The sequence below is a fragment of the Pseudoalteromonas sp. SCQQ13 genome, from assembly GCF_015864415.1.
Lineage (GTDB): Bacteria > Pseudomonadota > Gammaproteobacteria > Enterobacterales > Alteromonadaceae > Pseudoalteromonas > Pseudoalteromonas nigrifaciens.
This window is the reverse complement of record NZ_JADYXG010000005.1, coordinates 165,952-181,472: the sequence shown is the minus strand read 5'-3', so window position 1 is coordinate 181,472 and position 15,521 is coordinate 165,952. Positions and strand designations below refer to the sequence as shown.

Annotated in this window: 14 protein-coding genes; 12 read left to right on the top strand and 2 right to left on the bottom strand. The window is 40.4% G+C overall.

Features of this window, described 5'->3' with window-relative positions; translation table 11 throughout:
• Positions 1-387 precede the first annotated feature (387 nt).
• The 3 genes from I6F41_RS06225 (at position 388) to I6F41_RS06215 (ending at position 4,747) form a co-directional block, all read left to right on the top strand.
• Positions 388-1,563 carry an exo-beta-N-acetylmuramidase NamZ family protein gene (locus I6F41_RS06225; RefSeq protein WP_197107926.1) on the top strand — a complete coding sequence of 392 codons (1,176 nt, stop codon included), beginning with the start codon at positions 388-390 and terminating at the stop codon, positions 1,561-1,563.
• A gap of 10 nt (positions 1,564-1,573) precedes the next feature.
• Positions 1,574-3,235: a penicillin binding protein PBP4B gene (gene pbp4b / locus I6F41_RS06220; RefSeq protein ID WP_089368930.1), complete on the top strand. Its 1,662-nt coding sequence runs from the start codon at positions 1,574-1,576 to the stop codon at positions 3,233-3,235.
• Between the two features lie 135 nt (positions 3,236-3,370).
• On the top strand, positions 3,371-4,747 hold the full coding sequence (locus tag I6F41_RS06215; RefSeq protein ID WP_197107924.1) for a Na+/H+ antiporter NhaC family protein: 1,377 nt from the start codon (positions 3,371-3,373) through the stop codon (positions 4,745-4,747).
• A gap of 113 nt (positions 4,748-4,860) precedes the next feature.
• Here the strand turns inward: I6F41_RS06215 and I6F41_RS06210 are convergent, their stop codons facing one another.
• Positions 4,861-6,009, bottom strand: a complete 1,149-nt coding sequence (locus tag I6F41_RS06210) for a hypothetical protein (RefSeq protein ID WP_197107922.1) — start codon at positions 6,007-6,009, stop codon at positions 4,861-4,863.
• Between the two features lie 229 nt (positions 6,010-6,238).
• On the opposite strand from I6F41_RS06210, the gene I6F41_RS06205 reads away from it, so the two are divergent.
• The 3 genes from I6F41_RS06205 to I6F41_RS06195 all read left to right on the top strand — a co-directional run bounded on the left by I6F41_RS06205 (position 6,239) and on the right by I6F41_RS06195 (position 8,000).
• Positions 6,239-6,745: a DUF3087 domain-containing protein gene (locus tag I6F41_RS06205; RefSeq protein WP_086993283.1), complete on the top strand. Its 507-nt coding sequence runs from the start codon at positions 6,239-6,241 to the stop codon at positions 6,743-6,745.
• An 84-nt stretch (positions 6,746-6,829) separates the two neighbouring features.
• Positions 6,830-7,483 (top strand): glutathione S-transferase family protein, encoded by a 654-nt coding sequence (locus I6F41_RS06200; RefSeq protein WP_011327228.1) that lies wholly within the window; start codon positions 6,830-6,832, stop codon positions 7,481-7,483.
• A gap of 55 nt (positions 7,484-7,538) precedes the next feature.
• Positions 7,539-8,000 carry a low molecular weight protein-tyrosine-phosphatase gene (locus I6F41_RS06195; RefSeq protein WP_197107920.1) on the top strand — a complete coding sequence of 154 codons (462 nt, stop codon included), beginning with the start codon at positions 7,539-7,541 and terminating at the stop codon, positions 7,998-8,000.
• A gap of 123 nt (positions 8,001-8,123) precedes the next feature.
• Here I6F41_RS06195 and I6F41_RS06190 read toward each other — a convergent pair whose 3' ends face one another.
• Positions 8,124-9,221 (bottom strand): energy transducer TonB, encoded by a 1,098-nt coding sequence (locus I6F41_RS06190; RefSeq protein ID WP_011327230.1) that lies wholly within the window; start codon positions 9,219-9,221, stop codon positions 8,124-8,126.
• A 254-nt stretch (positions 9,222-9,475) separates the two neighbouring features.
• Here I6F41_RS06190 and I6F41_RS06185 point away from each other — a divergent pair, with 254 nt between their 5' ends.
• The 6 genes from I6F41_RS06185 (at position 9,476) to csrA (ending at position 15,479) form a co-directional block, all read left to right on the top strand.
• Entirely contained in the window at positions 9,476-10,099 is a 624-nt protein-coding gene (locus I6F41_RS06185) for a GTP cyclohydrolase II (RefSeq protein ID WP_182677153.1), read from the top strand.
• A gap of 13 nt (positions 10,100-10,112) precedes the next feature.
• Positions 10,113-10,901 (top strand): BPSS1780 family membrane protein, encoded by a 789-nt coding sequence (locus tag I6F41_RS06180; RefSeq protein WP_011327232.1) that lies wholly within the window; start codon positions 10,113-10,115, stop codon positions 10,899-10,901.
• Entirely contained in the window at positions 10,901-11,353 is a 453-nt protein-coding gene (locus I6F41_RS06175) for a regulatory protein RecX (protein ID WP_011327233.1), read from the top strand. Before I6F41_RS06180 ends, I6F41_RS06175 begins: the two co-directional genes overlap by 1 nt.
• 19 nt (positions 11,354-11,372) lie before the next feature.
• A complete protein-coding gene (alaS, locus tag I6F41_RS06170; protein ID WP_011327234.1) occupies positions 11,373-13,979 on the top strand; it encodes an alanine--tRNA ligase in 2,607 nt (868 codons plus the stop codon).
• Complete coding sequence (locus tag I6F41_RS06165) at positions 13,980-15,197, top strand: aspartate kinase (RefSeq protein WP_011327235.1); 1,218 nt, start codon at positions 13,980-13,982, stop codon at positions 15,195-15,197.
• A 90-nt stretch (positions 15,198-15,287) separates the two neighbouring features.
• On the top strand, positions 15,288-15,479 hold the full coding sequence (gene csrA, locus I6F41_RS06160; protein ID WP_011327236.1) for a carbon storage regulator CsrA: 192 nt from the start codon (positions 15,288-15,290) through the stop codon (positions 15,477-15,479).
• The last annotated feature ends 42 nt before the right edge of the window (positions 15,480-15,521 follow it).

Genomic DNA, 15,521 nt, shown 5'->3' with positions numbered 1-15,521 from the left:
AGCTCAGCTGGATAGAGTACTCGGCTACGAACCGAGCGGTCGGAGGTTCGAATCCTCCTGCGCCCACCACTTTCATACATTAACCGACATTTGAGTCGGTTTTTTTATGCCTGAAATAAAGTGAAATTATTGTGTGGCCGAGAACCGTGCGGTCACAGGTTCACTCTTACAAGATACGTCCTGTGCCCACCACTTTCATAATTAACCGACATTTGAGTCGGTTTTTTATGCCTAAAATAAAGTGAAAATTGTAGATTGCCACCCCTGTTAACGGAGAATTTGTTCGCGAGAGAAACGGCAGGTTCTAATTACTTAACACCTTTCTAAAGCTGCTCTTTTTTATTACCTATGTTACTTTAAACGCCTTGTTTAAAAGGATATTGCAGTATGTTTAAAACCCTATTTATTACGTTGTTTTTTATTTTTAGCGCTACTTTAATACTCAGCGTACAAGCTGATGAAGCTAAAGGTTCAATTGTTGTGGGGGCGCAGCAATACACAAAGTATTTACCGCAGTTAAAAAATAAGCGCGTAGGGCTGGTGGTTAATCAAACATCAACAGTAGAACAAATCCATTTAGTAGATAGCCTGCGGGAAAAAAACGTAAACATAACTAAAATATTTGCACCTGAGCATGGCTTTCGTGGCGATCACGATGCGGGGGCGCACGTAAAAAATGCCGTTGATAGTAAAACCGGTATTCCACTTATTTCCATTTACGGCAACAATAAAAAACCGAGCGCCGAAGTTTTAGCTGATGTTGATGTAATAATTTTTGATATTCAAGATGTGGGAGTGCGCTTTTATACTTATATAAGCTCTATGCATTACATGATGGAAGCAGCTGCCGAGCAAGGGGTGGAGTTTATTGTACTCGACAGACCAAACCCAAATATTGCTTATGTTGATGGGCCCATATTAGAGCCGCAATTTAAGTCATTTGTAGGTATGCACCCCATTCCTATAGTTCATGGTATGACTGTGGGCGAGCTTGCAAACATGATCAAAGGTGAAGGCTGGATAAATCAAGCAGCTGTTTTAGAGCTTAATGTGATCCCAGTTAGTGGTTATACACGCGCAACTAGCTATAGTTTACCGATAAAGCCAAGCCCTAATTTACCAAATGATACTGCTATTTCGCTTTATCCGTCCTTGTGCTTTTTTGAAGCCACGCCAATTAGTATTGGCAGAGGCACCGATTTTGCGTTTCAGATTATAGGGTATTCACCGGTTGCTTTAGGAGAGTTTAGTTTTACCCCGCGTGCAATTAAAGGCGCGGCCCTAAACCCTAAATTTAAAAACCAAGCAGTGCAGGGGCTCGACTTACGCCAAGCCACCACTAAAGGGTTAGATTTAAGCTACTTAATAAGTGCTTATAAGCAGCTTAATAATAATGATATTACGTTTTTTGAGCGCGCTGATTTTATGGATAAGTTAGCAGGTACCGATAAGCTGCGCTTAGCTATTGAGGCGGGGCAATCGGCACAACTAATAAAGCAAACTTGGCAGGCGGGGTTGATGCAATTTAAACAGCAAAGAGCACCTTATTTGTTATATGAGTAAAAGGTAGCTTATGTACTTATATTTAAAAAATAAAAATTATTACAGTATAAAAAAGTTATTAATAGTGGCTTTAAGTTTTATGCTGGGGGCATGTAGCTCCTCTGTAGAGCCGCTCGAGCCCAAGGCGCTATTAACGCAAAGTAAACTTGTTGAGCTGCCTAATGCGCAAGTAATTGTTACCTTTCCTGAGCCAAACCCTAGTAGCCGTAAGTATGTAAATAATCGCGGCACGTTTAAAGCCTATAAAGGCCATGGGCAGCTGTTAATTCAAAATCATAGTGCTAAAAGTGCCGACATTTATATAAATAATCAACTGCTTAATATTAAGCAATTGCTCGGCGCTAATACTGTGTACCAATATAGTTTAGCAAAGCTAACGCATAACGGGGTTAACACCTTTAAAGTTGCAAACATTCAACCAGCGGGAGCAAGTTTAACGCTGCGCTTTGCGTTTCCTACTTTAAATAAAGCATCGCATCAGCAGGCTAATTTTAGTGAGGTAGATGCATTAATAGAGCGAGATATTAAAGCGGGTTTTCCTGGTGCTGTTTTAGCGGTAGTAAAAAATGGTGAGTTAATTAAATTAACTGCTTATGGCGATGCAAAACAGTATCAACAAAATGATTTAATGCTATTACGCCCAGAGCCAATGCAAACCGATACCTTATTTGACTTAGCCTCTAATACTAAAATATTTGCTACCAACTTTGCATTAATGAAGTTAGTAAGCGAAGGCCTATTAAATATTAATAAGCCAGTGCAATTATATTTACCAGAGTATCAAGGCGATGGTCGAGAGCAGCGACGCGTAAAAGATTTACTCACGCATAGCGCAGGCTATCCGCCGGTGTTTGATTTTCATCGTAAAGACAGTAGCAATGGCGATGTGTTTTACTCACAAAATAGCCATACTACAAAAAAGCTCTTACTTACCAGTGTGCCACTTAGCGCAAAATCGCTCGGGCAGCATGTTTATTCAGACATTGATTACATGATTTTAGGAGTATTGGTTGAGCGTATAACCGGTCTTTCACTTGACGATTACCTAGAGCAACAAGTATATGCGCCATTAAAATTGCATAACACTGTGTTTAACCCCCTTAAAAAAGGCTTTAATGCTCAGCAATTTGCCGCCACAGAGCTGGGTGGTAACACGCGAGACGGACGAATCAAATTTGATAATATTCGCACCCATGTTTTACAAGGCCAAGTACATGACGAGCGTGCGTACTATTCTCTAGGTGGCGTAGCAGGGCACGCGGGGTTATTTAGTAATGCGCCAGATTTAGCCATACTTTGTCAGCTACTATTAAATAATGGTGGTTACGGCGATAAGCAGCTTTTTAGTGCAAGTGCTTTGGCGCAGTTTTTAACCCCACAAAGTAGCGATGAAACCTACGGGCTGGGCTTTAGGCTTGCTGGTAACAACCAAGCAAGGCGTTGGCACTTTGGCCCTTACGCAAGCGCACAGGCTTATGGGCATACAGGTTGGACAGGCACAGTAACGGTAATTGATCCCGTTTACGACTTAGCGATTATTTTATTAACTAATGCGCGGCATACGCCAATTACAGGCTCGCAAAAAAGTTATCAATTTAGTGGTAAAAATTATGAAACTGCACAATATGGCTCGGTTGTTTCATTAATATACGAAGCGTTATTAAATCAATAAACTGACAGTATAAATAGCATATATCAATGTGCTTAGTGGTTTACTTAAATGGGTTTTGACTGTAAAACTTAAGCTAGATAACAAAGTGTAAAATATTTACCCCGTAAATAAGCACACTAAAATAAAGGTTAATTTATGTCTTGGTATTCTATTTTACCGCCGTTAATCGCCATTGCTGTCGTATTTTGGCGCAAAGAGGTCATTATGGCGCTGTTGCTTGCAGTGGCTTCGTCAGAGTTTTTACTCGCATTACAGGGGGAGGGCAGTAGTGTATTTAATACCTTTTTAAACACTATTGAACGTATTGTTAGCGTAGCAAGCTCGCCCGGCAATACCCGTATTTTAATTTTTAGTATTTTGATTGGTGCTTTGCTTGCCTACATTCGCGAGTCGGGTGGAGTAGCCGCTACCGTTAATATGTTAATGAACAAAGGTATAGCGAAAAGTAAGCGCCAAGTTGGCTTTTTAACTATGTTTACTGGCATTGCGGTGTTTATAGAGTCAAACCTGAGTGTACTTACTGCGGGTATTTTATCGCGCGGATTATTCGATAAATTTAAAATGAGCCGCGCCCGCTTAGCTTATATTATCGATAGCACCAGTGCGCCGGTATGTATTTTAATATTACTAAATGGCTGGGGCGCATTTGTACTAGGGTTATTAAGTAACTACGAGTTAGGTGAATCAGCTGTATCGGTACTTTGGGGCAGCGTAGGCTATAACTTTTACGCCATAATCACGCTTGTTATTGTTTTTTACACCATTGCGTTTGATAAAGTACATGGCCCAATGAAACAAGCTGAGCAAAAACTAGAGCTACAAATAACTGACTTAAAAGAAGAAGTAAAAGGCTCTAAAGCACGCTTTATGTTAGTGCCCCTTATTACGCTGATTGTTAGCATGGTAGGCTTTATGTTTTACACAGGTAACGGTGTATTGGCAGAAGGTAGTGGCTCAAAGTCGGTATTGTATGCAACCGTTTTAGCCATAGTTGTAGCTTACTTTTTAATGCTAGCATCACGCCAATTTAGCCACCATAAGTTAGTTGAAACAGGCTTTAAAGGCATGGGTGAATTACTGCCACTAGTAGGCATTGTATTGTTATCGTTAACTTTAGGAGCGAGCTTAAAAGAGTTGGGTACTGGTGTGTTTGTGGCATCTTTAGTGGGCGATTACCTCCCTATTTACTTGGTGGTACCGGCACTGTTTTTAACCGGTGCGGTTATGTCGTTTACTACGGGTACATCGTGGGGCACCTTTGCAATTTTAATCCCTATTGGCGTGCCGCTTATTCAAGCATTGGGTTTGCCGCCGTCGTTGGTATTAGGCGCTATTTTAGGTGGCGGTATATTTGGCGATCACTGCTCGCCCATATCCGACACCAGCGCAGTATCGGCAATTGCATCGGGCTGCGACTTACTTACTCACGTTAAAACCCAGCTACCCTATGCCTTGTTCGCTGGTGGCCTGACACTGATAGCCTACTTAGTAACGAGCATAATTGTTTTATAAGCGTGTTTATGATTACTCATTTTGAATGACAAAAAGCCTGCAAATTTGCAGGCTTTTTGTTTATACGTAGGTTGGATAAGCGGCGCAGCCGCGCCATCCGACAAGTCAGCTACTTACAACGCACTTAAGCTGTGCTCTAGCATTGCGGTAATTTGCTTTACTATTTTAGCTTCCGTTTTCGGCTCAAACTGTTGAATTCTGGGGGTGTGAATATGGCCTGTTGGAATGGTTGAATTAAGTTGATTACGAAGGCGTATACTGCGATACGAAATTTCGTTAGACAGGTATCCACCGCCAGAGCCATTTACGGCAATGCTATTTTTTAGCTCGGCAAGTGTTGCGGGCTCGTAGGTTTTTTCTAAGGTCGTGATCTTATGATTATCAATAACCTTATACGGCCCTTGTGCTTGCTGCATATTTGCCACGGGAAGGCTAAATTGTACAAATTCGTTACCTGGCAGTGGCTGGTTATTTAAACTTGGGAGCAAGGGAGCTGTTTGTGTCCCGCCAAATATAATATTGGCATTGTCTGGGGCAGTTACGCTGCGGCGCTTACCGGGAAATCTTTCTAAATCAAAATCTTTGCGACCCATGCTTACAGTAACAATCATATCGACATTATTCAGGGCGTAATAGGGCGCGAGGAGTGCTTCGATTATACCTTGATCAAAGTCGGCATAACGAACGGGCACCATAACGGTGTTAATTTCAGCGCTAATGCCTTGGTAGTTAATTACTTGACCATCTAGTAAGAGGGCAGCAACCCCAGATGGGTTACTTTGATTTATGTTTTTATCTAATAAAAAGGGGTCAAAGCCGGTAAGGATAATTTTTTTAGTGCTGCCTTTAGTAAAGCTGAGGTCGTTATGACCGCGACTGCCTTTTTCTAACTGAGTTAAAAGGTTATTTTGCTCAGCAACTGAGAGGATAAATTTTGGCTTAACAGAGCGAATTATTTTACTTGAAAGTAATCGTGCCCAGTAAAGCTCGCGATCATCGTAGTTTTTAGTTGTAACAATGCGCTGTTTGGCGTTTAACCATAATTGACTTGAATAATCAGCGATTAAGTCAGTTGCATGCCGAAAGTTGTTAAGGCTTTTCCATTGCTGTTCAAATTGATTCACCTCATCAGCAAAGGCCATTAGCACCTGAGGCATGGCGTGGGTAGCGGCTTCAATTCGTTGCTCTTCGGTTGTTAAATTTTTACTCAAAACCGAGCAAGAAGAAAAAATTAAACTTGAAGCAAATAGTAGTTTAAGCATGGTAGTCCTATACAGTTACAGCGATTATTTGGTTACTATCCTACGCATCTAGACGCAGTGCAAATTAATTCGTTGGCTAACCATTGATTAACAGCTCCTAACGTTGCAGAGGGCTAATAGCACTAATGCTGTTGTTAAATCAAAAAGAACGCAAATAGATTTTTCGATAAGTGGATTGTTTAGTTACAATGGCGGCAGTTATATTTTGTTCACTTAATTTTAGGCTGTTATGCAACTCATTGAAATAAATAAAGCGCGTTATCGTAAGCATTTAAACCGTGTTATTGCCGGTTGTGCTGTGGGTTTAGCTGTTGGGAGCTTAGCTATATCGCAAACGCTGATTGCTTTGTTTCCTGATGAGAGCGGCACTCACTTTCATTGGAACGTAACGGGCGTTGTTATTAGCGCATTAGGGCTTGCGTGGTTACTTAATAAATACCGCACGCATCCGTTTATGATTGAAGTGGTGTATGTGTGGGAGCTTAAACAAGCGCTTAATAAAATAACGCGTAAAATGGCGAAATTAAAGGCAGCAGGGCGTGAAGGTAATAGTGATGCGCTATTGGCTATTCATTACAGTTACGCGGGCTCTAAATTGTTATGGCAGCTCGATGACAATACAATCACTATGGATGACTTAGCAATTAAGCAAGCTGAGCTGGATAGTGTGGCGGCTAAGTATAATTTAACACTTGATGCCAATGACTATGATGCAAGTATTTTAAAAAACTTTTAAAGCAATTTTAAAACGATTTTAAGTATTAAATAGCTTTTTAACTAGCGTATTAGTTGCGCTTTTTTCTTCTGATAAGGGTTTAACATGAGTTTAATTGTTTATGGCGTACCTCTTTCTCCTTATGTACGCAAGGTGTGTCTGTGTTTGGCTGCAAAGCAGTTAGATTATAAGTTAGAAATAGTGTCGCCGTTTAATCAACCGGCTTGGTTTTTTGAGTTAAATCCATTAGGGCGTATACCAGCGCTTAAAGATGGTGATTTAGTGCTGGCTGATTCGAGTGTTATTTGCCAATACCTTGATGATAAATACACAGGGAATACAGCATTACTTGGCGACACTGTCGAGCAGACTGCTCAGGTACGCTGGTTAGAAAAATACGCTGATTATGAACTAGCCCCATTAACTACTTTTACTGTGTTTCAACAGCGAGTAATTAATTTAGGTATGCAAAAAGTATGTGATGAAAGTTTAGTAAAGTTGGCTATGAATGAGCAGTTACCACCGCACTTTGACTACCTTGAAGGCGTGCTAGGTCATAATGATTACTTTGTAGGTAACGCGTTAACCCTTGCTGATATAGCGTTTGCGTCGCAGATAATCAATATGCAGCATGCGGGCGAGCAGATTAATGCACAGCGCTGGCCAAATTTAGCTGCACTTTTTGAGCGTGTAAAAGCATTACCAGCAATGCAAACTTTATTACAAAGTGAGCAGGCTATGCTTGCGTCAATGCAATAGTGTTTAAGGTTATTTAGTTCAGTAATTAATAACGTTTAGTTTAGAGGGAGGCTCTATGAAAAAAATACTGGTTGTGTGTTTAGGTAATATTTGTCGATCGCCTACAGCTGAAGCGGTATTAAAAAAACGTGCTGAGCAGTTAGGTATTGCCGTTAAAGTTGATTCGGCCGGTACTATAGGTCATCACGAAGGCAATTCACCAGATAGCCGATCTATGCAGGCGGGCGAAAAACGAGGTTATAGTTTCAAAGGGGTTTATTCGCGTAAAGTGCGCAGTAGTGATTTTACTGAATTCGATTTGATTTTAGCCGCAGACAAACAAAATTTAGCCGATTTAACTCAGCGTTGCCCAGCACATTTACAGTATAAACTTGCCCTGTTTTTAGAGTTTGGTGAGCAGGCTGTAAGTGCTATTCCCGATCCTTATTATGGTGGGGACGATGGTTTTGAAAAGGTGCTAGATTTAATTGAAGCAGCAAGTGATAAAATATTAGCTAAATTAACAGCCAATGTTTAAGTAATGGCTTTGTGCGTTACAGTGAATTAATAAAGGCGCTAAATTGCGCCTTTTTTATTAGAGAGTTTATGATTACTTAGCGAGAAAACCCTGTGATCTTTAGTCGCTGGGTAGTTCACTAAGTTATCGGTTAATTTTGAAGTCGAGCCGTACTTGGGTTTTTGCTGTTACAGGTATGCCATCTTCAAATTTAGGAGCATAGCGCCATTGCTCTACTGCTTTTTTTGCCGAGTGCTCAAAGGTTACGCCGCCATTTGAATCGAGCACACTCACGTTTTTAACAAAGCCTGCGGTGTCTACTTCAAATTCCATAACTACACTGCCATCTTTACCTTGGCGTGCTTTGCCCATAGGGTAGTCAGGATTAACACGATAAAGCGGGGTTTGTTCTTGACTTTCTTCCCAAGGCACCATTTTAGCAATAGCTAAGCAGTGCTTAGTTGCTTGCTCACTTTCACCTTGCTTTTCGTATAGTGCTATAAGCTTAGAGTGAGCGCTTAGCTCGGCGCTGTGATCGTAGCTTAAGTTATTATCAAATACGGTGACTATGCGGTTTAACCTTGTAATTGCTGAATCATATTTTTTACGACCTTCATCAAACGAGGCCATTAAAAAATCTGATTTGATACGCTCTACAGCGTTTTCAGGTAAGTTTGCTTGGTAATACTCGTCAGCTTCTTCGGCGTAGTGTTTAGCAGAACGGTATTTTTCTGGCACAAACTTTTTAACTAACAAAGAGGCTGCAGCAAATTGCATGTCGGCTACAAATCTTGGTTTTTTAAGCTCCTTTGCTATATCAACTATACGTTCCAATTGGCTATCGGCCTGACGCGCTGATTTAGTATTGCTTGCCATACCTAGTAAGGCGTCTATTGTCTCGACTGAGCTTTCACCATGATTGTTAGCTAAAATATTGTACGCCTGTTTATACAGTTCGTAGCGTTTAGCTTCGTCTTCCTGGTTAAATCCGCTGATAGCTTTAGCGTAATTAATGGCTAAATTTGCGGTGTTATCTGCGTTATCGCCATATACTTTAGCACCTAAAGAGTAAGCGAGTTTGGCAGCTTGTTGTATGTTTTCGTTGGTATCTACGGCGCTTAAGTAATTTTGGTACGCTTGAGAAAATGCAGTGTTTGCATTTGTAGCTTCGCTTGCAAAAGCCGATGCAGTAATAACTGAAAGGTTAAGGCTAAGCAGTAAGGCGAGTTTATGTGGTTTCATAATGTTCCATATTATAATTATTATACTTTTTAACACATTAACAATTTACTTATAATTAGTCATGAATTGATGTAAATAAAGGTAAACAGTAAGGGCTTTAGTGAGAATTATATATTGTAATTATGCATTGATAATTAAGCTTCTCGTCGCCATATAATTGCAATAAATACCCTTGGATTTCGATCTTTTTGTATTCTTTTGTGATAATATCACTTCATTATCGTGTCGTAGTTATTTAAATATTTGGATTTGTCGTGGCGCAAGTAAGAGCAAGAGTTCAGCTTAATGTTGGCAAGAACAGTGATATTCCCGCTGAAATTATCTCGTTTACTGATTTAAAAGATGGCAAAGAACATATTGCTATGGTGTTTAACAACGCTGATACAGAGCAAGATGTACCGCTTATTCGTATGCATTCAGAGTGTTTAACGGGTGATGTATTTTACTCGTCGCGTTGTGATTGCGGTGAGCAGTTAAATGAGTGTATTGAAATGATGCACGAGCAAGGCGGTATTTTATTGTATTTACGCCAAGAAGGTCGTGGTATTGGTTTGTATAATAAAATAGATGCTTACGTGTTGCAGTCGCAAGGTATGAACACTTATGAGGCAAATAATCATTTAGGTTTTGCCGATGATTTACGTGATTTTACGGATGCGGTGCTAATGCTAAATGCGCTTAATTTACCCCACGTTAAATTAATGACCAATAACCCTAAAAAGCTAAATGCACTAAGAGATGCTGGTATTACGGTTGATTCGGTTGTGGGTACGCACGCACACATTAAAGCCGGTGTTGCGGGTAATAAAGCGTATTTAGAAACCAAAATTAAACATGGCGCGCACATGTTAGATATCAAAAAAATTAAAAAACCTTAAATTAAGAGTAACTATGTCTACACAATTACGAGTTTTTAAGGCCGATGCTGCCCTAAAGTGGTTTAAAGCGGGCTGGCTTATTTTTAAAACCCAGCCGCTTACTTTTATTTTTATGCATTTATTTATTGGTATTGTTGGCCTGTTGTCGTTATTTTTACCGCTATTACAAGTGGTAGCGGCTTTAGCTACGCCATTTTTAACCGCAGGATTTTATCAGGCTGTGCTTACTAAGCAGCAAGGCGGTAAAATTATGCTCGCTGATATTCTCAAGCCCATTACCACTAAAGGTAATCGTTTAGGTTTACTGCGTTTGGCTTTGTACCAAATGGGTGCGGGTATTTTAATGGCATTATTAGCAAACGGTTTATTTGCCGATGCAATTGCGGTTATGGCGCAGCCAGATTTAGATCCTAATATGGCAATTAGCCAAATGTTAGAGAGTATTTCTATGGCAAGCGTGGTGCTATTTTTATTAGCGTTGTCGGTTTATTTAACTGCATTCGCTTACGCGGTTCCATTAGTTTACTTTAATAAAGAACAGCGCATTTTTAGCGCTCTTAAAAAATCCTTTATGGTGTTTTATTATAATATTTTACCGCTAAGCGTTTATGCTATTATTTGCGGGTTATTTATTGTGCTTTCGATGTTTTTATCGTTCTTACCCTTGTTGGTTTTAATGCCTATTTGCTACATTAGCTTTTTTGTATCTTATCAAGCTATTTTTATGCCGGTTGTACCACCAAGTGACGATAGCAATATTACGCCATTAAGTAGTGAGTCTAGTGGGCGTTTTGACGCTTAATGGATGATAAGTTAAAGCAGAAATTAAAAAACTATGTACTTTGGTTGTTATCAAGGCAAGAATATTCACGCCGAGAATTAACGTTCAAATTACAAAAAAAAGAAGCCACAGATGAGTTTATCGAAACCTTGCTTGATTGGTGCGAAAAGCACAATTTTGTAAACGAGCAACGTTACTGTGAAGGCTTTGTTAGAAAACACATATTTAAATGCCATGGCTTAAGGCGCATTCAAAGCGAAGCTATGGGCAAAGGGATTGACCGTTCATTACTTGAAAAAGTAATTGAAGAGCTTGAAGTAGATTGGTTTGAGCTGGCGCAGGATGCGTACAATAAAAAATATTCAAATACACCGGCAGACCTCGAGTACAAAGACAAGGCCAAGCGCGTGCGCTACCTAATGTATAGAGGCTTTAGCTACGATGAAATCGATTTTGCAATGCAAGCACAGTAAATACGGGTGAGACCTTCACATGCAGCACATGACTACCGCACAAATTAGACAACAGTTTTTAGACTTTTTTGCCAGCAAACAACATCAAGTTGTTCCTTCAAGCTCGCTTATACCGGGTAACGATGCCACTTTGTTATTTAACAATGCCGGTATGGTGCAATTTAAAGATGTATTTTTAGGCGCAGAAAGCCGCCCTTATACGCGTGCGACTAGCTCGCAGCGCTGTGTACGTGCTGGCGGTAAGCATAACGATTTAGAAAACGTTGGTTATACTGCGCGTCACCATACATTTTTTGAAATGTTAGGTAACTTTAGTTTTGGTGATTACTTCAAGCAAGACGCGATTAAATTTGCGTGGCAGTTTTTAACAGAGGAAGTAAAGCTACCTAAAGAAAAACTGTTAGTTACTATTTACCATGACGATGAAGAAGCGTTTAACTACTGGTCTAACGATATAGGCTTACCTGCAGATCGCATTATTAGAATTGCCACTGCAGATAACTTTTGGTCAATGGGTGATACCGGTCCGTGTGGCCCGTGTTCTGAAATATTTTACGACCATGGCGAGCATATTTGGGGCGGTCCTCCTGGATCACCTGAGGAAGATGGCGATCGCTTTATCGAAATTTGGAACCTAGTATTTATGCAGTACAACCGTCAAAACGACGGAACTATGCTGCCACTACCTAAGCAATCGGTTGATACAGGTATGGGGCTTGAGCGTATTGCTGCTATTTTACAAGGCGTTCATTCAAACTATGAAATTGACTTATTTAAAGGCTTAATTGCCGCTGCTGCAAGTGTTACTAACGCACAAGACATGGACGACAAATCACTACGCGTAGTGGCGGATCATATTCGTTCGTGTGCATTTTTAATCTCTGACGGGGTTATGCCATCTAACGAAGGCCGTGGTTATGTACTACGTCGTATTATTCGCCGTGCTGTTCGCCATGGTAATAAGTTAGGTGCACAAGGTGCCTTTTTCTATAAATTAGTAGCTGCACTTATTGAGCAAATGGGCCAAGCGTACCCAGAGCTTGCAAAGCAGCAAGAAATTATTGAAAAAGTATTACGCATTGAAGAAGAGCAGTTTGGTAAAACGCTAGAGCGTGGTTTAGCTATTTTAGAAGAAAGCTTAAGCGACCTTAAAGGTGATGTAATTCCTGGCGACTTAGTATTTAAACTTTACGATACTTATGGCTTTCCTGCGGATTTAACTGCAGATGTGGCGCGTGAGCGTCAAATGACGATTGATAATAAAGGCTTTGAAGAGTGCATGGCGGTGCAGCGTAAAACAGCGCAGCAGGCCGGTAAATTTGGTGCCGATTATAACGATCAATTAAAGTCAGACAAACAAACAACTTACAAAGGTTACACCACCACTAGCCATAGTGCGACTGTGGTTGAAGTGTTTGCTGGCAGTGAGTCGGTTTCATTACTAGAAGATGGCCAAAAAGGCATTGTAATACTAGACCGTACGCCATTTTATGCAGAGTCGGGCGGCCAAGTTGGTGATACAGGTGTAATTAGCGTTGCTGGTGGCGAGTTTACAGTAACTAACACGACTAAATTAGGTAATGCATTTGCACACCACGGTATAGTACAAGGCCGTATTGGTCTTAACGATAAAGTAGAAGCAACAATTGATGACGCACGCCGCGAACGCATCAAGAAAAACCATACTGCTACGCATATATTACACGAAACACTGCGCCAATTATTAGGCGAACATGTAGGTCAAAAAGGCTCGCTAGTTCAAGCAGAGCGTTTGCGTTTTGACTTTTCACATTTTGAAGCTGTTACCAAAGAAGAATTACGCGAAATTGAACGTGTAGTAAACGATGAAATTCGTTGTAACTTTGCGTTAAGTACCGAGCTTATGGCAATAGATGACGCTAAAGCAAAAGGTGCAATGGCGTTATTTGGCGAAAAATACGATGACGAAGTACGTGTAGTTACTATTGGGGACTACTCTATTGAGCTTTGTGGTGGTACACATGTTGAACGCGCAGGTGATATTGGTTTATTCAAAATAGTATCTGAAAGCGGTATTGCTGCGGGTGTTCGTCGTATTGAAGCGGTAACCGGCGCTGACGCGATTGCCTACGTGAGTGAGCAAGAGCAAAAGCTAAATGATGTAGCTGCTGTAGTTAAAGCCGACAGCGCGTCAGTACTTGAAAAAGTAACTGCGTTGCTTGATAAATCAAAACAGCTAGAAAAACAAATTGCGCAACTTAACGATAAGCTAGCAAGTGCTGCGGGTGCCTCATTACTTGATTCAGTAGTAGAAATTAACGGTATTAAGCTATTAATAGCCAACGTTAAGGGCACTGAGTCAAAAGCGTTACGTGGTATGGTTGATGATCTTAAAAACAAAATTGGCTCGGGTGTTATTGCACTAGGTGTTGCAAGCGATGATAAAGTGAGCTTAATTGCAGGTGTAACTAAAGATTTAACCGGTAGAGTTAAAGCCGGTGAGCTAGTTAACCATATGGCCAGCCAAGTAGGTGGTAAAGGTGGCGGCCGTCCAGATATGGCACAAGCGGGTGGCTCTGAGCCAGAAAACCTAACTGCAGCATTAGACAGTGTAACAGCTTGGTTTACTGAGAAAACACAAGCTTAAGTGGCACTTATTGTTCAAAAGTTCGGTGGCACTTCAGTTGGTTCAATAGAGCGAATTGAAGCGGTTGCCGACCTTGTTGTTAAAACTAAACAACAAGGCCATCAAGTGGTTGTAGTGCTCTCGGCTATGTCGGGAGAAACCAACCGCTTAATTAATCTCGCCAAACAAATAGATACTCGGCCAAGTAGCCGTGAACTTGACGTATTAATTAGCACCGGCGAGCAGGTTTCGGTGGCTTTATTAGCTATGGCTATTATTAAACGCGGTCATTCTGCTGTGAGTTTATTAGCCGATCAGGTTAATATTTTAACCGATAATATGTTTGGCAAAGCCCGTATTACAGATGTAGCTGCAACGCGTTTAAAACATGAGCTTGAGCATAACCGTATTGCAATTATTGCGGGTTTTCAGGGCCGTGATATTGAAGGAAATGTAACTACATTAGGGCGTGGCGGTACCGATACTTCGGCGGTTGAAATTGCTGGAGCAATAAAAGCTGACGAATGTCAGATCTATACCGACGTTAACGGCGTATATACTACAGACCCTCGTGTTGAACCTAATGCACGACGAATGAGCCAAGTTACCTTTGCTGAAATGCTAGAGTTAGCAAGTTTAGGGGCTAAAGTATTGCATATTCGTTCAGTTGAAGCGGCAGGAAAGCACAATGTGCCACTTAGGGTGCTATCAAGTTTTTACCCTGATGCTGGTACATTGATTAGTTTTGAGGAGAGCGATATGCCTGGTAATGTCGTTTCGGGTATTGCGTTTAATCGTGATGAATGTTTAATAAATGTAGAGGGTGTACTTAGTGGTACACAATATCTTGCAAAGATTTTGAAACTTTTTGCAGATAATGGCATCGAAATAGATATGATTAATCAAGTTAATCATAATGTTGACAAAGTAGACTATGCTTTTACTGTACACACAAATGATTATTTACACGCATTAGACGTTTTAACAGAGCAGCAAGCTCAGTTAACAGCACAAAATATTTTTGGGTTAACAACAGTGGCTAAAGTGTCTGCTGTTGGTATGGGTATGAAGTCACATTCGGGTGTTGCTAGTTTATTTTTTGATGCATTAGCTGCAGAAAATATTAATGTTATTTTAGTGTCTACATCAGAAATTAAAATATCGGTTTTAATAGATGAAAAATACCTAGAGTTGGCTGTTCGTGCATTACATAAGATATTTTTAACAGAAAATGAATAGATTGATAGGTTTTACTTACTTTTTAGTCTAATTTTCATTAAAATGTTTTAGCGGAATCTTATAATTTTATTGGAACAAGGGAGCAAAAGAATGCTAATACTAACTCGTAGAGTAGGTGAAACCCTAATGATCGGTGACGAAGTAACCGTTACTGTTCTAGGTGTTAAAGGGAATCAAGTTCGAATCGGTGTTAACGCACCAAAAGACGTTTCAGTGCATCGTGAAGAGATTTACATGCGTATTCAAGCTGAAAAGTCTAACCCTGAACCTGGCAATGCTTAATCAGCAATGTATATAACTTAGTTACATACTGAGTTATTGCCA